We start from the raw sequence: 18,872 nt of genomic DNA on the forward strand, positions 1-18,872 counted from the left end.
TTATTTTCTGGAATTCATGATGGTTCCTAATTAATCGATGGCCATGGACATCGATCCGATCCTTTTGCGCGCGTTCGTGGCGGTCAGCGAGACGGGCGGCTTCACGCGGGCCGCCCGCCGGCTGAATCTGACCCAACCGGCGGTGAGCCACCAGATCCGGCGCCTCGAGGAGCAAGTCGGCCGGGCGCTGATGCGCCGGACGACGCGCCGCTTGACCCTGACCGATGACGGCGAAGAGTTGCTGCGGCACGCCCGCGATATTCTCGCGGGCCTCGATGCTCTCGCGCAACGCTTTCGCCCTTCGCCGGTCACGGGAGTCGTGCGTTTTGGCGCCCCCGAAGCCTTCATGGGCGAGCGATTGCCGGCGCTGCTCTGCCAATTCTCGCGCGCCTTTCCTTCGGTGCGGCTCGATGTCCACGTAAGCACCTATCTCGACCTCAGCACGATGATCGCCGCCGACGAGCTGGACCTCGCCGTCGTGCTGTCGACCGCCGGGGGCGAGAATGGCGGGACACAGCTTCGGCGTGCAGATTTCGCGTGGGTCGCGGCCGACAATTTCCTGCTATCCGAAGGCGCGTCGCTGCCGCTCGCTTTCCATCCAGCGAATTGCATCAACCGGCTGGTCGGGGTCGCCGCGCTCGATGCAACATCGATCGACTGGCACATCGCTTTCACCTCGCCGAGCGAACAGGGTCTCCGTGCGGCGGTACGATCGGGGCTGGCCGTGGCGGTCCTCATGCGCAGCGACCTCGAACCGGGCCTGCGCCTGCTCGACGGCGACTATGGCCTCCCGGCTTTGCCCAGCGCCGATTTCATGCTGATCCGCAGTGGCGGCGCGGCATCCCCGGCGGCGCGCGCCTTTGGCCAGATGCTCGTCGCCGCCGAAGCACCAGGCGCATCGGAAAAGAGCGATCTTTGACGCCGCCGGGCTCCGCTGCCGTCGGTCCAGCCTTGGGCGACCGCACCGCAAATCGCTGAAATAACATATTTAAGAGAAAGTGGCGGAGACGGAGGGATTCGAACCCTCGGTACGGTTCCCCGTACGACGCTTTAGCAAAGCGTTGGTTTCAGCCACTCACCCACGTCTCCGCATGGTCCATCGCGCTAACGACGGGCTGGCCTAGGCGGGTCGCTATAGCCATGCGTTTCGTGGCCCGCAACGCCAAAGATTCTGCATTTTTTCGATGTCCGCGCTCATTTTACCGCGCAAGCGATTCGGTCTGGCGCAAAATCGACTCAGGTCATCGCCCGTTCATTGCCCGCCAGCCAAAGCGAGTCATGATTAACGCAGATTTCGGCGCGCCTGCGCCGTTCGTTCCTTGGGGGTCCAATATGCGGAAGACATTCACCAGCCTGGCCTTTGCGGCTCTGGCCTCGTTCGGCCTCGCGTTGTCGCCGCTTCCAGCGGCGGCGCAGATGCGCGAAGTCGATCCCAACAACACGGTCATCGATTCCGACATCGACAACCCGTCGCCACCGCCGGCGACGAGCGAAAATTACAGCGAACCGTCGTACGACAGCGACCTCGCCACCGGCGACCAGCAGACCAGCGAGACGCCCCCCGTCGACGGCACGGCGACGAGCGACGACATGTCGGCAACCACCGTCGCGGCGACCCCCGGCACCACTTACAAGAAGGACGACCTGATCGGTGCTGCCGAAGGCGTGTTCGGCAAGGGCGCGCAGGGTCTCGCCGGGATGATCGAGGATATCTTGAAGAAGCAAGGTGAGCCCAACGCCTATATCGTCGGACGCGAAGCCGGCGGTGCACTCGTGCTCGGCGTGCGTTACGGCTCGGGCACGCTTCACCACAAGATCGAAGGCGAACTACCCGCTTACTGGACCGGCCCGTCGATCGGCTTCGATGCGGGCGCCAATGCCGGCAACACCTTCGTCCTCGTCTACAACCTGTTCGACAGCGAAGACCTCTACAAGCGCTATCCCGCGGGCGAAGGCGCCGCCTATCTTGTCGGCGGTTTCAACGCCAGCTACCTGCGCCGCGGCGATGTCGTGCTCATTCCGATCCGTGTCGGCGTCGGCGCGCGACTTGGCGTGAACGCCGGCTATATGAAGTTCCGCAAGAAACAGAACTGGGTCCCCTTTTAAGAACAACCCCTTTGCCATGGGGGCGACAGCCCGCGCTTCGGCGCGGGCTTTTTCTTGCACCACGACGAACCGGGCTTCCCATCGGTCGTAACGCAATCCATTGTTACCGGGTGTTAATCCTATCGGTATAAGCTCGGCGAATGGAACGGTCGGCTCCCCCCACCCCGATCGAGCCGCGTTCGCGCTTGAAGATTTTTCCAAGCCCTGCGGCTCTGCCTTTGCCGGTGTATCGCGACTTCGTCGCCATGCTGTTCGGCATGGGCCTCCCCATCTTCGGACTTGGCATCGTGTTTGTCGCGACATGCCTTCTTGTCGGCCGCGAGCTCGACAGCGACTTCATCATCCTCCTGGCGGCGCTCGGCGCCCTGACCACGTTCCTGCGCCTGACCACGCTCCGCGCCTATACCCGTTCGGCGCCCGTCGTCGATTTCGAGAATCTGAGGCGCTGGGAGCGCCGCTACGCCGTCGGCAACTATGCGTCGGCCGCGCTTCTCGCGCTGCTCAACGTCGTTGCGATCGCCGCCCACTATCCCCTCCTGCACCTCATAACGGTCAGCCTCGTCTTCAGCTTCGGCGCGGGGATCGTTTCGCGCACCTCGGTCCGTCCCGCGATTTGTGTCATCAGCCTGTTGATCGCGACAGTCCCTACAACCGTCGCGCTGGGCCTGCACGCCCTCGAAACGCACCCGACGCCCTTGCATGCCGAGCTGTTCCTGATCGAGGCGCTGATCGTCGCGATGATCACTGCACTCAGCCTCCAGACCGTCGCCTATCTCTATCGCTCGGCGGTGGAGCATCACACGGCGCGGCACGACATGGCGAAGCTCGCGCGCACCGACGCGCTCACGGGCCTCTCGAACCGGCTGCTGCTCCGAGAACTGTTCCAGCATCATACCGCGACCGCCATGCGCGCGAAAAACCAAGTTGCGTTGCACTTCCTCGATCTCGACGGCTTCAAGGCGATCAACGACCGCTACGGCCATCCGGCGGGTGACACGCTGCTCGAGCAGGTTGCTCGGCGGCTGGAGGATATGGTTCGCAGCGACGACGTCGTCTCGCGGCTGGGCGGCGACGAATTCATCGTGCTTCAGGTCGGCTTGCGCGAAGATAGCGAAGCCGAACTGCTCGCGCGCCGGATCATCCGGGAAATCAGCAAACCCTATGTGGTCGACGGCATTTCGATGTCGATATCGGTCAGCGTCGGGATCGCAACGGCGCCCCGGCTGGGGATCGAACTGGAACGCCTGCTCGCCTGCGCCGACGCCGCGCTGTATCGCGCCAAGGCGGGCGGCAAGGCGCGCGCAATTTTCTGTATCGAGGCGGACGCTGCGATGGCCGACCTCGCCGCGTAGCACCGCTAGACCGGGGAATACCTGCCCTAGTCGCCGTCGAAAGCGATCAGCATTTCGCAATCGAGGCCCGCGGCCTTCAACCGCTTCGATCCGCCAAGGTCGGGCAGGTCGATGACGAACAGCGCCGCGGCGACCTCTGCCCCGGCGCTCCGCATCAGGTTCGCCGTAGCAAGGATGGTGCCGCCGGTCGCGAGCAGGTCGTCGACGAGCACCACGCGATGCCCGGGCAAGACCGCGCCTTCATGGAGTTCGAGCCGGTCGGCGCCATACTCCAGCTCATAATCGACACCGATGGTCACGCCCGGCAACTTGCCGGCCTTGCGCACGGGGACGACGCCGAGCCCCATCGCCGTCGCCATCGCAGCACCGAACAGGAAGCCGCGCGCCTCGACCGCGACGATGAAATCGGGACGATACACGGCCGCGCGCGCGCTCAACCGGCGGACGCTTTCGGCAAAGCCGGCGGCGTCGCCGATCAGCGTGGTGATATCGCGGAACTGGATGCCCGGCTTGGGAAAATCCGGGATGGTGCGGACCAGCGACGCAAGGTCGAGATCCGGCCGAGGCGGAAGGGCGATCATGTCGTCACAATCGCCCCTCCCTCGTTTCTCAATGCTTCTTGTCGGCCCAGATGTTCCGGTACGACAAATAGGTCAGCACGGTGAAGATCAGCAGGAATGCGAACACCGCATAACCGACCTGGATGCGCTTGATCAGCTTCGGTTCGGCGGTCCAGACGAGGAACGCGGTGACGTCCTTCGACATCTGGTCGACAGTAGCCTTGGTGCCGTCGGCATAGGTGACCTGCCCCTCGGTCAGCGGCGGCGCCATCGCGAGGTTGAGGTTCGCGAAATAGGGGTTGTAGTGGAGCCCCGTACCCGGCTTCAGCTCGGCCGGCAGGTTCTTCGGCGGATTCTGGAAGCCGGTAAGCAGCGAATAGACATAGTCCTTGCCGCCTTCGCGCGCCTTGGTGATCAGCGAAAGATCGGGCGGCAGCGCGTTGTTGTTCGCGGCGCGGGCAGCCGTTTCATTCGCATAGGGCGACGGGAAATAATCCGACGGCAGGCCGTCGCGCGTCGCCGGCTCACCCGTGTCGGGGTTGATCGACGGAACCTGGAAGCCCTTGGCAAAGGTCTTGATCTGGCCTTCGGTATAGCCGAGGTCCGCAATGTCGCGGAACGCGACATGATGCAGGCTGTGGCAGGCCGAGCAGACTTCCTTGTACACCTGCATGCCGCGCTGCAACTGCGCCTGGTCCCAGTGCGGCAGCAAAATGCCGTCGCTGGCCAGCTTCAGATGCTTGGGATGCTTGTGAAACTCGTGCGCGACATTGGGTTCATTCTTGAGCGGCGTCGTGAAGATCGCGAGCACCAGCGCGGTAATGAAACCGAGACCGACGAGAAAACCGAGCGGACGAACCATGGCTGTATCAGCTCCTATTAAAGTCCGGCGCTCAGGCCGTTGCCGAAGCCGACGATGCGTCGGTGGCGTGTTTGGCGAGGACCGCTTCGGTGATCGAATTCGGCATCGGAAGCGGGCGTTCGATCCGCGACACGATCGGCAGGATCACCAGGAAGTGAGCGAAATAATAGATCGCGCCCAGCTGGCTGAGGATCACCCACGGCTGTTCGGCCGGCTGCATGCCGCACCAACCCAGCAGGAGCACGTCGGCGACGAGGATCCAGAAGAAGATCCGATATAGCGGACGATAGTTCGACGACTTGATCGGCGAGCTGTCGAGCCAGGGCAGGAAGAACAGCAGCGCGATCGATGCGAACATCGCGATGACGCCCCACAGCTTCGCGTCGATCCACAGGAAGTTGAAGGTGAAGGCCTTCAGGATCGCGTAGAAGGGCAGGAAGTACCATTCGGGAACGATATGCGCCGGGGTCGAAAGCGAGTTCGCCGGGATATAATTGTCCGCATGGCCGAGCGTGTTCGGGCTGAAGAAGGTCAGCGCGACGAAGATCAGCAGGAAGACGCCGACGCCGAAACCGTCCTTCGCGGTGTAATAGGGGTGGAACGGGACGGTGTCCTGTTCGTCCTTCACCTCGATGCCCGTCGGGTTCGACGAACCCGGGATGTGCAGCGCCCAGATGTGCAGGATGATGACACCCAGGATCACGAACGGCAGCAGATAGTGCAGCGAGAAGAAGCGGTTGAGCGTGGCATTGTCGGGGACGAAGCCGCCGAGCAGCCATTCGCGCACCGGTTCGCCGACGACGGGTATCGCCGAGAAGAAGCCGGTGATCACCTGCGCGCCCCAGAAGCTCATCTGGCCCCACGGCAGCACATAGCCCATGAAGGCGGTCGCCATCATGAGGAGGAAGATCACGACGCCGAGCAGCCACACCATCTCGCGCGGCGCCTTGTACGAACCGTAATAAAGGCCGCGGAAGATGTGCAGATAGACCACGATGAAGAACATGCTCGCACCGTTCATGTGCGCGTAGCGGATGAACCAGCCGGCGTTCACGTCGCGCATGATATGCTCGACCGAGTTGAACGCGACGCCGGCGTTCGCGGCATAGTGCATCGCGAGAACGATACCGGTGATGATCTGGATCATCAGCGCGGCGCCGGCGAGGACGCCGAAGTTCCAGAAATAGTTGAGGTTGCGCGGCACCGGATAGCCCGGGCCCGTGGCATTATAGACGAGGCGCGGAATCGGCAGCTTCTCGTCCATCCATTTCATCAACGGATGCTGAGGTTCATAGGGCTTGGCCCAGGGAAAGCTCATTTTATCTCGCTCCTCAGCCGATCGTCACGACGGTGTCGCTGGTGAATTCATAGGGCGGCACAACCAGATTCTTGGGTGCCGGGCCCTTACGGATGCGCGCCGCGGTGTCGTAGTGCGAACCGTGGCACGGGCAGAAATAACCGCCGAAATCGCCCTTGTTCTCGCCTTCGGCGGCACCGAGCGGCACGCAGCCGAGGTGGGTGCACACGCCGAGGGTGATCAGCCAGTTTTCCTTGCCGGGCTTGGTGCGCTGGTCGATCGTTTCGGGATCGCGCAGGTCGCCCATCGGGACGGCCTTGGCTTCGGCGATTTCCTTGGCGACGAGGTTGCGCACGAACACCGGCTGCTTGCGCCAGCTGGTCTTGATCGCCTGCCCCGGCTGGATCGCCGAAATGTCGATTTCGGTGGTCGACAGCGCGAGCACGTCAGCCGACGGGTTCATCTGGTTGAGCAGCGGCAGCACCACGGCGACCGCGCCGACACCAGCGAAACTCACCGCCGCAATATTGATGAAATCCCGGCGGCGTACGCCATCCTCGATACCGGCGTTGAGTTCAGATTCACTGGCCATTCGACTGCCCTTGCATGGGTGAACTAACAAAAGTTCTCGAAGGTTATGGCCGCCCCTGTTGCACGCGCACGAAAGCGCACAACCCGGCGGCCCCTCCGGGAATTGCGGGCCTGATAGCCGCACTGTCCGGGCTTGCCAACAGGCAATTTCCGCATAACGCGCCGTACCGGGCGGCCGCGTCAAAGCCTCTCGATTCCAGAGGCCGCCACAGCTAAGGGCCATTCATGGAAATCGCCCTGTTTAAGCCGGATATCGCGGGTAATGTCGGCACGACCTTGCGCACCGCAGCCTGTTTCGGCGTGCCCGCACATATCATCGAACCATGCGGCTTTCCCTTTTCCGACGGCGCCCTGAAACGCGCCGGAATGGACTATGCGACAAGGGTGAATGTACGCCGCCACGCCAGCTGGAACGACTTCCTCCAATGGAGCGCCGATGCGGGACGACGCCTCGTACTGATGACGACGGCGGGCGCAACGCCCCTGCCCGCCTTTGCTTTTGCATCCGGCGACATCCTGCTGCTCGGCGCCGAATCCTCCGGCGTACCGCCGCATGTCCATGACGCCGCGGCGGCGCGCGTCGCGATTCCGATGCGCGAAGGCTTTCGATCCTTGAATGTCGCGGTCGCGGCTGGCATCGCGCTCGCCGAAGCGCTCAGGCAAACGAAAGGCTTTCCGGCATGATTTCGCTCGACCCGCAACAACAAATCGCGCGCACCTGGTTTGAATCGCTCCGCGACCGGATCTGCGCGGAATTCGAAAAGATCGAAGCCGAAGCGGGCAGCGACGCGCGCTTTGCCTATACGCCGTGGGACCGCGAGGCCGACGGCATCGCCCCCGGCGAAGGCGGCGGCGGCGTACGCGGTGTGATGACGGGCAAGGTGTTCGAAAAGGTCGGAGTCAATGTTTCGACCGTCGGCGGCCAGTTCGCCCCGGACTTTGCCGCGTCGATTCACGGCGCCGGCGAGGACCCGAGTTTTTTTGCGACGGGAATCAGCCTCGTCGCGCATATGGCGAACCCGCATGTTCCCGCGGTGCATATGAACACGCGATTCCTCGCGACGACGAAGCGGTGGTTCGGCGGCGGCGCCGACCTCAACCCGCCGATTCCCTACCAGGAAGACACCAACGCTTTTCATGCGCGATTTCGCGCCGCCTGCACGCCCTTCGGTCCCGACGTCTACGAACGTTACGCCAAATGGGCCGAGGATTATTTCTACATCCCGCATCGCGGCGTGCATCGCGGGGTCGGCGGTATCTTCTACGACCATCTCGAATGTGGCGACGACGCCGAATTCGACCGCAATTTCCAGCTGACGCAGGCGGTCGGCGAAGCTTTTCTCGACATTTTCCCGCAGATCGTGCGGCGACGCATGGGCCTGCCCTTCACCGAAGCCGAGCGCGACGAACAGTTGATCTGGCGCGGCCGCTACGCCGAATTCAACCTCGTCTATGACCGCGGCACTCTGTTCGGGCTCAAGACCGGCGGCAATATCGATGCGATCCTGATGAGCCTGCCGCCGCTGGCGAAATGGAGCTGAAGCTCCACCGGCACGGCTGACAAAAAAAGGGCGCCCGCATCGCGGAGCGCCCTTCTTTCACATCGCCATCGGTCAGGCGAAAACGTCGCTCGTCGCCCGAGGTGCGATCGCGCGATAGACGCCCACCGGCATCGAGAAGGAAATCATGATGATCGGCAGATAGACGACCGCCGCCATCACGATCATCGTCAGGATCGCGCCGACGACCGAACCGCCCAGGACCGCACCCAGAATGCCGCCGAAGATCATCCCCGCGATCAGCGCATAGACGAAGATCGCGATCGTGAAGAGCAGATAGAAGCCCACGATCACCCATTGCGACGGGCCCGTCAGCCGCCATGATTCGCTGAATCCCGTTACCGGATTCCGCGTAAGGCGGTCGGCCATCACCGGCCCCGCCACCATGAAACGGCCCTGCACCCAAAGCATGAACACGAGCAGGGCGATGTAAAGGATGATCATCATGAAGATCGCACCGCCGCCGATGGCGCCCGCTCCTCCCGATTCCAGCGCGCCCGGCGAGAATGCGCTCATGCCGCCCAGTGCCGCGCCGAAGATCAGCGTCAGGATGAACATGACGATGAAAATAACGATATAGGCCGCGATCATCACCACAAACATGCCGAAGGCCAGCGCCGGCCCCGCCTGGAACGCCCAGGCAAAATTGGGCGCTTCGCCGGGATGCATGCCTCCGCGCCAGATCAACATCGAAACACCGTAGAAGACCACCGCCGCGATCAGCGCGAACAGGAAAATCTTGCCGAACGCGCCCATCACCAGCGACGGGTCATTCGGCGCCATCGCCATCGCCGAGAAGGTCGAACCAAGGAACAGGAAGCCGAGCAGGCCCACGACGACCAGCGCACCGCCCACCCATATCAGCATCTGCATCCAATTGGCCTTCAGAAACGCGAAGGTTTCCGAAAAGGCCGCCCCGATAGTCATTTTTGTCATGTCACTTCCCCTGCTTCTATGAACCAGTCTCTCCCAAGTTTCATTCAAGGCGGGGAGAATCCGGATCGGTCGTCCCCTCCTTGTGCGACATGTTATTCTTGTCTTCGGCGACCCTTTATCATTGGAATATATCGGACCCGCCGCGCAGCGCCAGCTGGCGATAGGCGGCGGCGGAAACCGCGATCGAGAACAGGCTGCCGATCGCACCGAATGCGGCTTCGACCAGCCCGCCCGCCATCCGGCCTGCGCCTGCCTCGGTGCCGGCGACCACCGACACAACCCCGCCGATGATCAGCGCCGCAATCACGATGACCAGCGAGACGAGAAAAAGGAAAAAGAATACCGCCCAACCATTGTTGCGCGTGAGGTCCCAGCTCGTGCGGATCGCTTCGATCGGATTGTAGATCGCTCGATCGGCGATCGCCGGCGCCACGAGCGCGAGGCGTCCGACCAGATAGAGGCCGGGGATGATCAGCAGGATGATGCCGATGCCCACGCCGATTCCTGACAGGATCTGCGTCGCGATCATCGTCGGGAACAGCATGAGCCCAAAAGTCAGCGCCTCGCCCACGCTGACGCCGCTGCGCGACAGCCAGAGCCGCAGGATCGCCACCGAACCGATCATCGTCGAGAGCGCGACGACCAGCTGCCCCGGAAGCATTTGCCGGAAACTCTCGCGAAAGGTCGCCAGCACCTGTTCGAAGCTGGCGCCCGCGGGCGGCTCGATCGGAATCGGCCCGAACCACGCAAAGGCCAGCGCCGGGAGGAAGAAGAACACGCCCGCAATCGCCCCGATCAGCGCGCTGTGCGATTTCAGCAGCAGGAGGGTATCGTCCCACGCCGCGCCCATGTCGAATTTTACCATTGATACCCCGTCATTTTTTCATTTCCCTGTCGGCGTGAACGTGACGATCTTCGGCGCCGATGTCCAGCCCCGTCGCCAATCGTCCGTCACCCCCTTGCGCCGCGCCGCGCGGCGGGCCAGATAGCCGGCGAAATGCAGAAGCTGCTCCAGCCCGAATGGACGATCGCGTCCGGCCTGACCGACTATTCCGAAGCGCTTGCGGACATGGAGCAGCGTGCCGCCGCCATCCACGCCGGCGAAGGTGCCGAGCGCATCTGGCTGCTCGAGCATCCGCCGCTCTATACAGCCGGGACGAGCGCCGATCCCGCCGAGCTGTTGAATCCGCAATTCCCGGTTTATGATGCGGGGCGCGGTGGGCGCTATACCTATCATGGCCCCGGCCAGCGGGTCGGCTATGTCCAGCTCGACCTCACGAAGCGCGGGCGCGACGTGCGCGCTTATGTCTCGGCGCTCGAAGGCTGGGTGATCGACGCGCTGGCGCTGCTCGGTGTCGAGGCGCGGCGCGCCGACGGCCGTATCGGCATCTGGACCGATGACGAACATGGCCGCGAGGCGAAGATCGGCGCGATCGGCGTGCGGGTGAAGCGCTGGGTGACGATGCACGGCTTTTCGCTGAATGTCTCGCCCGACCTTGCACATTTCGGCGGCATCGTCCCGTGCGGCATCGCCGAATATCCGGTCACGAGCCTCGCCGCGCTGTGCCGGGCGACATCGTTCGCCGAGGTCGACACCGCCCTTGCCGATACGCTCCCCGCCTTTCTCGACAAGCTTCGGCCGAGCGATTAGGAACGGCGCATGATCCGGATCGCCCTTGCCTCGCTCGCCCTCTGTTCGCTTGCAGCCTGTGGCGGCAGCGATCCTGCGGGAAAATCGACCACCAAGCTCGACGCAGTCGAAGTCCAGCCAGGGACGGTCAGCGATTCGATGATCATCCTCGACGATGCGAGCGTCGACGGGACGGCGGTCGACAACAGCGTACCCGACGACGGCACGAAGAAGAACGCCGCCAAATCGAGCGAGGACAGCGCCGAAGAGAATGCGGCAGAATCAGGCGATGAAACGGCGAATCCCGATGCCGTTCCCGCGCCCGAGGCGAAGAAGTCGCTCAGCGCCGATACGCCGACCAAAAAGGCCGAATAATCAGCGCCTCAGCGCAAACCGAGATTCTTGTGCGTTTGCAATGACAGGCGCCAGCGCGGGTCGGCCATCACCAGATCGATGCACGCCTGAACATTGGCGGCGGCGTTCGGATCGTCGAGCGGCTGGACGAGCAGATGGCCGAAATCGAGCGCGGCGAGCCGTTCGACGTCGCTACCCGGCTGCGGCCAGACGAGCTTGAGTTCGTCGCCGCTCGTCTGGGCCAGTTCGCTGCCCGCTTTCGGGCTGACGCAGATCCAGTCGATGCTGCGCGGAATCGGGAGCGTCCCGTTGCTTTCGATCGCGATGGTGAAGCCGCGTTCGTGCAGCGCGTCGATCAGCGCCGCATCGACCTGCAGCATCGGCTCGCCGCCGGTGAGCACGACATAGCGGTCTTCGGCACCCTCGCCCCAGCTTTCGGCGATGATGTCGGCAAGCGCCGCCGCGCTCTTATATTTGCCGCCGAGCGTCCCGTCGGTGCCGACGAAATCGGTATCGCAAAACTGGCAGATCGCTTTCGCGCGATCCTGCTCGCGCCCGGTCCACAGGTTGCACCCGGCGAAACGGCAAAAGACCGCGCGGCGCCCCGCCTGCGCCCCCTCACCTTGCAGCGTAAGGAAAATCTCTTTGACGGCGTAGACCATGGTCAGGCGTAGCGCGTCGGATCGGCGAGTCCTGCGTCGGCGAAGCCCTTGCTCCGCAAACGGCAGCTGTCGCACGCGCCGCAGTGCAGCCCCTCGGGGGTCGGGTCGTAGCACGACCAGCTCATGCCCGCGTCCATGCCGAGCCGCGCTGCCTCGGCCGCGATATCGGCCTTGGTCATATGCTGGAGCGGGGCGTGGATGCGGAACGCGACGCCCTGATCGCCGTCGCGCGTCGCCAGCGCGGCAAGCTTTTCGAAGCCCTGGATGAATTCGGGGCGGCAATCGGGATAGCCCGAATAATCGAGCGCGTTGACGCCGATCACGATGTCCTGCGCCTGCCGCGCCTCTGCAAGCCCGAGCGTCAGCGACAGGAAGATGAGGTTGCGTGCGGGGACATAGGTGACGGGAATGTCACTGCCGACGCCATCCTTCGGCACATCGATATCGGCCGTCAGCGCCGACCCGCCGAAGCGGCGCAGGTCGAGCGGCAGCACGATATGCTCGGCGGCGCCGACATAGGCGGCGATCCGAGCGGCGGATTCGAGTTCGACGCGATGGCGCTGGTTATAGTCGACCGTCAGCGCGACGACGCGCGCGCCCGCTTCGCGCGCGAGGCCCGCACAGACCATCGAGTCGAGCCCGCCCGACAGGAGGACGATCACCGTTTTTCCGGAAACTTGCTGCATCGGCGCCAGATAGGCCCGTGCCGCGAGGCGTGCAAGGGCTGCGCCGCATCAAAAGAAACGGGCCGCGCGACGCCTGTCCCACGGCCCAGTTCGGCATGAAAGCCGTTAGGGAGAAGACACACAACAGTATGTCGTGCCCCGGACTAGCCCGATATGGTTAACAAGCCGTTAGCGGCTGCCGAAATTCAGCAGGCCCCGGCGCGGCGCGCCTCGATCGCCTGCGAGAAAGGCTTGCCGTCGGCGATCCCCTGCGTGTCGATCTGGACGAGCCGGTTCGTCTCGCTACGGATGCTGGTGCGGCCATGTCCCGCGCCGGGGCAGGTATAATGGACGGTTACCGAACCCGGCGTATCCTCGATGATATAGCGCGAGCAGGTCGCGCGCGGGTGATAGATCTGGATCATCCGCCGCGCGTCACCGACGCAGATCGTTTGCAGGATGGCGCTCTGGCCGCGCTCGCGCAGCTGCCAGCTTCCCTTTTCGAGCCGATCGAGCATCGCCAGCGTCGGTGCCTGTGCGGGCACCGCGGTCGCGCCGGCCAAGGCGCACGCCGCCAGAGGCCATCGCAAGAAGGGAGAGAAGATCGCCATTTCCACCTATCCATTGGCCGCCCGCGTGCGGGCTGATTTTGCGACCCCGTTACAGTGAGGTAGCAAGCCAGCGGCAAAATTTCAACCGATGGGCGCCGAATTGCGTCGGTTCGACGCGCGCACCTTACGGATTTTGCGTCGATATATCGCCCAGCGGGATCGGAAAGACGCGCGAGCAAAAGGCGCAATCGACAACGATATTGCCCGTCTCGTCGGCCATCTCGGCGCGTTCGCTTTCGGGGAACTGCGCCAGCACCCCGGCGAAATAGCCCGTGCTGCAACGGCAACCGCGCGACACGATAACGCCCGGCTCGACGCGAACCTCATCCTCATGGAACAACCGCCATGCAAGCGTTTCGAGCGATGTCGCCGGATCGGTGAGTTCTTCGTCCTTCAAAGTCGTCGCGATCGTTTTGGCGTGTTCCCATTCGGGATTGTCGTGGCGGACGTGCAACCGGTCGCGGCCGACTTCGCCTTCGGGCAGATGCTGGAGCAGCAGCCCGCCCGCAAGGCAGCCTGCCTCGGGATCGTGCCGCGCGGCGAGTTTGATCAGGCTCGAAATCTGCTCCGACTGTTCGAAATAATGTTCGGCCGCCTCTCCGATCGAGGCGCCTTCGAGCGGGACGATGCCCTGGTAGCGCTCGCCGGTCGTCGCCTGGTCGAAGGTGATCGCAAGGAAACCTTCGCCGAACAGCGCGAACAAGGTCGGATCGGCGCCGACTTCGGCCAGCCGTTCGGCATCAAATTTGAGATAGCCGCGCAGTTCACCGCCGCGATAGTCGCAGACAAGCAGCTCGACCGGGCCGCCGCCGGTCTGCGCCTGCAGCGTCATCTGGCCATTTTCGTCCTTCAGCGTCGAGCCGAGCAGGACGGTGAGCACCAGCGCCTCGGCAAGTAGCTTTTCGGCCACCGGCGGATAATTATGCGCGCCGATGATCGTCTGGAGCGTCGGCCCCAATCGCACCAGCCGCCCGCGGACATGGCGCTCGGCGATGGTGAACAGCAGCGGCTGGTCGAACCAGGTTTCGATAATTTCGCTCACGTCTTCGAACTCACAATTTTCCGAACGCCCAGAGCAGGATCGATTTCTGCGCATGGACGCGATTTTCGGCCTCGTCCCACACGCGCGACTGCGGACCGTCCATCACGGCATCGACGACCTCTTCGCCGCGATGTGCGGGCAGGCAGTGCAGGAAGATCGCGTCCCCCTTGGCGCCCGTCATCAGCCGCTCGTCGACTTGATAGGGTGCCATCGCCGCGACTTTGTTGTGCGCATGGTCCTGCCCCATCGACACCCAGGTGTCGGTGACGACCAGATCCGCGCCGGCGACAGCCTCGCGCGCGTCGCGGACGATGTCGATGCGGGCGCCCTGCGCGCGCGCCGCCTCGACGAAACCCGCGTCGGGTTCATAGCCCTGCGGTACGCCCGCACGGACATTGAAGCCGAACAGCCCTGCCGCTTCGATCAACGAGCCGAGCACATTGTTGCCGTCGCCGAGCCAAGCCAGTTCGAGCCCCGGCAACGCCTTGCCGCTTTCGACCACGGTCAGCAGGTCGGCGACGATCTGGCACGGATGCGACAGGTCGGTGAGGCCGTTGATGACGGGGACGCTCGCATATTCGGCGAGCTCCTCGACCTTCGCATGGTCGTCGGTCCGGATCATGATCGCATCGGCATAGCGCGACAGCACGCGCGCGGTGTCGGCGATCGTTTCGCCGCGCCCGAGCTGCGTCACGCCCGCGTCCATGATCATCGGCGTCCCGCCAAGCTGGCGGATCGCGACATCGAACGAGGCGCGCGTGCGCGTCGAGTTCTTCTCGAACACCATCGCGAGCACATGGCCCGCGAGCGGCGCGTCGGCATCGACCTTGCCCTTCGGCCAGCCGGCGCGGGCCGCCTTGCGATCGATCGCGTCGGCGAGCATCGCGGCGACCGCGTCCCCACCCGCGTCGGACAGGTTCAGGAAGTTCCGCATCAGACTTCGGGCGGCGTGTAGCTCGCCGCGCCTGCCGAAAGCTTCTCGATGAACTCGGCGATATGGCTGTCGTCGATGTTGAGCGGCGGCAGCACGCGGACGACATTCTCGCCCGCCGCGACGGTCAGCAGCCCGTGATTGTCGCGCAGGTGCGCGACGAAGGCACGGCTGTCCGAATTGAGCTTGAGGCCGAGCATCAGCCCGACGCCGCGCACGCTGTCGAACAGCTGGTCGTGGTTCGGGATCAGCTGTTCGAGCGCGCCGCGCAGGCGCTCGCCGGTCGCCTTGACCGACTCAAGAAAGCCGTCTTCGAGCACGACGTCGAGCACCGCCTGCCCCGCCGCGCAAGCGAGCGGGTTGCCGCCATAGGTCGAACCATGCGTGCCGATCACCATGCCGCGCGCAGCCTTTTCGGTCGCAAGGCACGCCCCCATCGGGAAGCCGCCACCGATGCCCTTCGCGCTCGCCATGATGTCGGGGGTCACGCCGAAATGCTCATAGGCATAGAGGTGACCGGTGCGCGCGACGCCGCACTGGACTTCGTCGAACACGAGCATCAGGTCGCGCTTGTCGCAGATGTCGCGCAGCGCCTGCAGAAAGGGCTGCGACGCGGGGCGGATACCACCCTCGCCCTGAATCGGTTCGACGAGGAAACCCGCCGTATTGTCATCGACCAGATCGAGCGCGGCATTGATGTCGTCGAACGGCGCGTAGGTGAAGCCGGGAAGCAGCGGGTCGAACCCCTTGCGCAGCTTTTCCTGGTTGGTCGCCGAAATCGTGCCGAGCGTGCGGCCGTGGAAGGCGTTGTTGAAGGTGATCAGCGTGTGCTTTTCGGCGTTGCCCGCGCTCGAATGATAGGCACGCGCCGTCTTGATCGAACATTCGACCGCCTCGGCGCCCGAGTTGGTGAGGAACACCGTGTCGGCGAACGTATGTTCGACGAGCCGCGCCGCATAGGCTTCACCCTGCGGGCTGCCATAGAGGTTCGACACGTGGATCAGCGTCGCGGCCTGTTCCTGGATCGCCTTCGTCAGGTGCGGGTGGCCGTGGCCGAGCAGGTTGACCGCGATACCGCTCGCGAAGTCGAGATAGCGCTCGCCTCGCTCGCCGATCAGATAGGCGCCCTCGCCGCGAACCGGACGCACACCGCACCGGGGATAAACGGGCATCAGCGGCGTGATCGTCATGGCAAGCACCTTTCAGTCAAAAGTAAAAAGGCGACCCCAAATCGGGCCGCCCTTGGTCGGACCGCCCCTATACTGCCGCAGTCCGAGCCGCGTCAACACGGGGCACCATGGTGCAACCATGACCGGCGCGCCGCGTTCGCCCGCATGATGCACCGCGCCCTCGCCCCGCTGCTGCTCCTGCTCATGTTTGGCGGATGCGACGCGCTTCCGCGCGACGCGTCCGGAACCAGCGAGCGGATCGCTCGCGACGGTAGGATGCGCGTGGCCGTCTCCCCCGGCACGCCCGATGCCGCCCCCGCGCTGGCGCTGCTTCGCGAGTATGCCGGGCAGCATGGCGCGCGACTGACGATCGTGCGGGTTCATGGCGAACATGCGCCGCACTGGCTGGAGGAGGGCAAGGTCGATGTACTCGTCGGCCATTTCGCCAAGACGTCGCCATGGATCGCCGATATTTCGCTGTCGAAGGCGGTCGGACGCCCCGAGCCCGAAGATAGCAAGCTGCCTGTCCTGCGCATCGCGCGGCGGAATGGCGAGAACGCCCTGATCCTCGCGACCGATCGCGCCGTTGCGGCAATGGCCGAATGAGCCTGCATAGCGGCATCCCGCGCGCGATCGCTGCCGATGTCCGCCGCGGCGAGCGGCTCGAATATTGGACGCTCGGCTGGATGGCGAGCGTCGTCCTCGTCATGTGGCTCGTGATGGGGGCGAGCCAGGCGATGAAGGCGGCGGTAGTCGAGGACCTGCTGAGTCTGGTCCCGGCGATCGTCTTCCTGCTCTCGGTCCGCTGGGAGCGGCGGCGTCCGAACGCCCGCTTCCCGTTCGGCTATCGCCGCGCGAACAGCCTCGCCTTCCTCGTCGCCGCGACCGCGCTGCTCTCGGTCGGCGGTTTCCTTGCCTATGAAAGCGTCACGACGCTGATCCGGCAGGAGCATCCCACCGTCGGCGGAATCACCCTGTTCGGCGAGACGATCTGGCTTGGCTGGCTGATGCTCGCCGCGCTCGCCTATTCGGTCGTTCCGCCGATCATCCTCGGGCGGATGAAGCAGCCGGTCGCCGAGCGTATCAAGGACAAGGTGCTGCATACCGATGCCCTGATGCAAAAGGCCGACTGGCAGACGGGTCTTGCGGGCATTGCGGGAATTGTCGGGATCGGCCTCGGCTGGTGGTGGGCCGACGCAACGGCCGCGCTCTTCATCTCGCTGTCGATCATCAAGGATGCGGTCGGCGCGCTCGAACAGGCGGTGGCCGAGCTGCTCGACGGCACGCCACGCGCGCTCGATTCCAACGAATTGTCCGACGATGCCAAGCAACTGATAGCTACCCTGAAAGCCCGCTTTGGCAAGGTTGACGTCAGGCTGCGCGAAACAGGGCGCTATATCGCTGCCGAGGTCGATTGCCCGCCGCCGGCGGACATTCCGACGGCGGCGGATCTGATGGGCGACGATCGCGCCTGGCGCCTTGCCAGCCTGAGCTTCCGTCCCGAGCCAGTGGACGCCAGCCGCTAAAGCGCCTTGGCCGCCTCCATGGCGAGCGCGACCGAGTGCTTGCGCGCATCATGGTCGTACATCGACGAGGCGACAATGATCTCGTCGACGCCGGTGCGCGCCTGGAACGCCTTGAGACCCGCCGCGACGTCGTCGACCGTGCCGACCGCCGAGCATTGCAGCACATGGTCGAGGATCGCACGCGCATTGGGGGGAAGGCTGTCCTTGTAGCCGGCAAGCGGCGGCTTCATCTTGCCGGGGTTGCCCGTGCGCAGCGCGACAAAGGCTTGTTGCTGCGACGAGGCGAGCAGTTCGGCTTCCTCGCGCGTATCGGCCGCGAAGACGTTGAACGCCGCGGCGGCGTAGGGTTCGGACAATTGCTCCGACGGCTTGAACTGGCGGCGGTAGATATCGAGCGCCTCGTCGAGCGCATCGGGGGCGAAATGGCTGGCGAAAGCATAGGGCAGCCCGAGCATCGCCGCGAGTTGCGCCCCGAACAGGCTCGACCCCAAGATCCACAGCGGGACGTTCGTGCCCTCGCCCGGCACCGCACGAATTCCGAGGCGGTCGTCGCCGGCAAGGAACGCCTGCAATTCGACGACATCCTGCGGGAATTGCCGCTCGTCGCTCGCAAGGTTGCGGCGGAGCGCGCGCGCGACGACCCCGTCCGAACCGGGCGCGCGGCCAAGCCCCAAATCGACGCGGCCGGGGAACAAAGCCTCCAATGTGCCGAACTGCTCGGCGATCACCATCGGCGCATGGTTCGGCAGCATGATGCCGCCCGCGCCAATGCGGATCGTCGACGTCGCCTGCCCGATATGTGCGAGCACGACCGAGGTCGCGGCGCTCGCGATCCCCGCCATGCCATGATGTTCGGCGACCCAATAGCGTTCATAGCCAAGCGCCTCGGCGTGGCGGGCGAGATCGGCGGCGTTGGCGAGCGACTGCGCGATCGTGCCGGTATCGGTGACGGGCACGAGGTCGAGGAAAGAGAGTTTCGTCATGAAACCGATATGCGGTCGCCGCGCCAGCGGTTCAAG

Annotated in this window: 22 protein-coding genes and 1 tRNA gene; 9 read left to right on the forward strand and 14 right to left on the reverse strand. The window is 64.4% G+C overall.

What is annotated here, in order from left to right; genetic code table 11:
* Positions 1 to 43 precede the first annotated feature (43 nt).
* Positions 44 to 919 carry a LysR family transcriptional regulator gene (locus VGU00_RS16455; RefSeq protein ID WP_327470446.1) on the forward strand — a complete coding sequence of 292 codons (876 nt, stop codon included), beginning with the start codon at positions 44 to 46 and terminating at the stop codon, positions 917 to 919.
* Positions 920 to 999: 80 nt separating this feature from the next.
* On the opposite strand, the gene VGU00_RS16460 is transcribed toward VGU00_RS16455, so the two are convergent.
* Positions 1,000 to 1,089 (reverse strand) — tRNA-Ser (locus VGU00_RS16460).
* A 243-nt stretch (positions 1,090 to 1,332) separates the two neighbouring features.
* Here VGU00_RS16460 and VGU00_RS16465 point away from each other — a divergent pair.
* Positions 1,333 to 2,106, forward strand: coding sequence for a DUF1134 domain-containing protein (locus tag VGU00_RS16465; protein ID WP_327470448.1), 774 nt, complete (start codon positions 1,333 to 1,335; stop codon positions 2,104 to 2,106).
* A 224-nt stretch (positions 2,107 to 2,330) separates the two neighbouring features.
* Positions 2,331 to 3,458, forward strand: coding sequence for a GGDEF domain-containing protein (locus tag VGU00_RS16470; RefSeq protein ID WP_327470450.1), 1,128 nt, complete (start codon positions 2,331 to 2,333; stop codon positions 3,456 to 3,458).
* A gap of 26 nt (positions 3,459 to 3,484) precedes the next feature.
* On the opposite strand, the gene VGU00_RS16475 is transcribed toward VGU00_RS16470, so the two are convergent.
* The 4 genes from VGU00_RS16475 to petA are packed head-to-tail and all read right to left on the reverse strand — an operon-like array spanning position 3,485 to position 6,769.
* On the reverse strand, positions 3,485 to 4,039 hold the full coding sequence (locus VGU00_RS16475) for an adenine phosphoribosyltransferase (RefSeq protein ID WP_327470451.1): 555 nt from the start codon (positions 4,037 to 4,039) through the stop codon (positions 3,485 to 3,487).
* Between the two features lie 28 nt (positions 4,040 to 4,067).
* Positions 4,068 to 4,880: a cytochrome c1 gene (locus tag VGU00_RS16480; protein ID WP_327470453.1), complete on the reverse strand. Its 813-nt coding sequence runs from the start codon at positions 4,878 to 4,880 to the stop codon at positions 4,068 to 4,070.
* A gap of 31 nt (positions 4,881 to 4,911) precedes the next feature.
* Positions 4,912 to 6,198: a cytochrome b gene (locus VGU00_RS16485; protein ID WP_058803595.1), complete on the reverse strand. Its 1,287-nt coding sequence runs from the start codon at positions 6,196 to 6,198 to the stop codon at positions 4,912 to 4,914.
* 13 nt (positions 6,199 to 6,211) lie between these two features.
* Positions 6,212 to 6,769 (reverse strand): ubiquinol-cytochrome c reductase iron-sulfur subunit, encoded by a 558-nt coding sequence (petA, locus tag VGU00_RS16490; protein WP_093511301.1) that lies wholly within the window; start codon positions 6,767 to 6,769, stop codon positions 6,212 to 6,214.
* Between the two features lie 224 nt (positions 6,770 to 6,993).
* On the opposite strand from petA, the gene VGU00_RS16495 reads away from it, so the two are divergent.
* Positions 6,994 to 7,452, forward strand: coding sequence for a tRNA (cytidine(34)-2'-O)-methyltransferase (locus VGU00_RS16495; RefSeq protein ID WP_327470456.1), 459 nt, complete (start codon positions 6,994 to 6,996; stop codon positions 7,450 to 7,452).
* Complete coding sequence (gene hemF / locus VGU00_RS16500; protein ID WP_327470458.1) at positions 7,449 to 8,309, forward strand: oxygen-dependent coproporphyrinogen oxidase; 861 nt, start codon at positions 7,449 to 7,451, stop codon at positions 8,307 to 8,309. Before VGU00_RS16495 ends, hemF begins: the two co-directional genes overlap by 4 nt.
* A 72-nt stretch (positions 8,310 to 8,381) precedes the next feature.
* Here the strand turns inward: hemF and VGU00_RS16505 are convergent, their stop codons facing one another.
* Together VGU00_RS16505 and VGU00_RS16510 are read right to left on the reverse strand one after the other, a co-directional pair.
* A complete protein-coding gene (locus VGU00_RS16505; protein WP_327470460.1) occupies positions 8,382 to 9,263 on the reverse strand; it encodes a hypothetical protein in 882 nt (293 codons plus the stop codon).
* 118 nt (positions 9,264 to 9,381) lie between these two features.
* Positions 9,382 to 10,128 (reverse strand): hypothetical protein, encoded by a 747-nt coding sequence (locus VGU00_RS16510; protein ID WP_327470462.1) that lies wholly within the window; start codon positions 10,126 to 10,128, stop codon positions 9,382 to 9,384.
* Positions 10,129 to 10,260: 132 nt separating this feature from the next.
* On the opposite strand from VGU00_RS16510, the gene lipB reads away from it, so the two are divergent.
* Entirely contained in the window at positions 10,261 to 10,914 is a 654-nt protein-coding gene (gene lipB, locus VGU00_RS16515) for a lipoyl(octanoyl) transferase LipB (RefSeq protein WP_327470463.1), read from the forward strand.
* Positions 10,915 to 10,923: 9 nt separating this feature from the next.
* Positions 10,924 to 11,268: a hypothetical protein gene (locus VGU00_RS16520; RefSeq protein WP_327470465.1), complete on the forward strand. Its 345-nt coding sequence runs from the start codon at positions 10,924 to 10,926 to the stop codon at positions 11,266 to 11,268.
* A gap of 8 nt (positions 11,269 to 11,276) precedes the next feature.
* Here VGU00_RS16520 and queE read toward each other — a convergent pair whose 3' ends face one another.
* The 6 genes from queE to VGU00_RS16550 all read right to left on the reverse strand — a co-directional run bounded on the left by queE (position 11,277) and on the right by VGU00_RS16550 (position 16,348).
* A complete protein-coding gene (queE, locus tag VGU00_RS16525) occupies positions 11,277 to 11,909 on the reverse strand; it encodes a 7-carboxy-7-deazaguanine synthase (protein WP_327470467.1) in 633 nt (210 codons plus the stop codon).
* Positions 11,910 to 11,911: 2 nt separating this feature from the next.
* On the reverse strand, positions 11,912 to 12,595 hold the full coding sequence (gene queC / locus VGU00_RS16530) for a 7-cyano-7-deazaguanine synthase QueC (protein ID WP_327470469.1): 684 nt from the start codon (positions 12,593 to 12,595) through the stop codon (positions 11,912 to 11,914).
* Between the two features lie 185 nt (positions 12,596 to 12,780).
* Positions 12,781 to 13,137, reverse strand: a complete 357-nt coding sequence (locus tag VGU00_RS16535; protein WP_327470471.1) for a hypothetical protein — start codon at positions 13,135 to 13,137, stop codon at positions 12,781 to 12,783.
* Between the two features lie 172 nt (positions 13,138 to 13,309).
* The gene (locus tag VGU00_RS16540; protein ID WP_327470473.1) at positions 13,310 to 14,227 is read right to left on the reverse strand and encodes an Hsp33 family molecular chaperone HslO; all 918 of its coding nucleotides are present in this window, start codon (positions 14,225 to 14,227) and stop codon (positions 13,310 to 13,312) included.
* 10 nt (positions 14,228 to 14,237) lie between these two features.
* The gene (gene argF / locus VGU00_RS16545) at positions 14,238 to 15,164 is read right to left on the reverse strand and encodes an ornithine carbamoyltransferase (RefSeq protein ID WP_327470538.1); all 927 of its coding nucleotides are present in this window, start codon (positions 15,162 to 15,164) and stop codon (positions 14,238 to 14,240) included.
* Positions 15,161 to 16,348, reverse strand: a complete 1,188-nt coding sequence (locus tag VGU00_RS16550) for an aspartate aminotransferase family protein (protein WP_327470475.1) — start codon at positions 16,346 to 16,348, stop codon at positions 15,161 to 15,163. Before VGU00_RS16550 ends, argF begins: the two co-directional genes overlap by 4 nt.
* 144 nt (positions 16,349 to 16,492) lie before the next feature.
* Here VGU00_RS16550 and VGU00_RS16555 point away from each other — a divergent pair, with 144 nt between their 5' ends.
* Both VGU00_RS16555 and VGU00_RS16560 read left to right on the forward strand, forming a co-directional pair.
* Positions 16,493 to 16,933 carry a hypothetical protein gene (locus tag VGU00_RS16555; RefSeq protein ID WP_327470476.1) on the forward strand — a complete coding sequence of 147 codons (441 nt, stop codon included), beginning with the start codon at positions 16,493 to 16,495 and terminating at the stop codon, positions 16,931 to 16,933.
* Positions 16,930 to 17,853, forward strand: coding sequence for a cation diffusion facilitator family transporter (locus VGU00_RS16560; protein WP_327470478.1), 924 nt, complete (start codon positions 16,930 to 16,932; stop codon positions 17,851 to 17,853). The genes VGU00_RS16555 and VGU00_RS16560 overlap by 4 nt, the downstream gene beginning before the upstream one ends.
* Here the strand turns inward: VGU00_RS16560 and VGU00_RS16565 are convergent.
* Positions 17,850 to 18,836: an LLM class flavin-dependent oxidoreductase gene (locus VGU00_RS16565; RefSeq protein ID WP_327470480.1), complete on the reverse strand. Its 987-nt coding sequence runs from the start codon at positions 18,834 to 18,836 to the stop codon at positions 17,850 to 17,852. The genes VGU00_RS16560 and VGU00_RS16565 overlap by 4 nt on opposite strands.
* Positions 18,837 to 18,872 lie beyond the last annotated feature (36 nt).

This window comes from Sphingopyxis sp. (assembly GCF_035944815.1).
Taxonomy (GTDB): domain Bacteria; phylum Pseudomonadota; class Alphaproteobacteria; order Sphingomonadales; family Sphingomonadaceae; genus Sphingopyxis.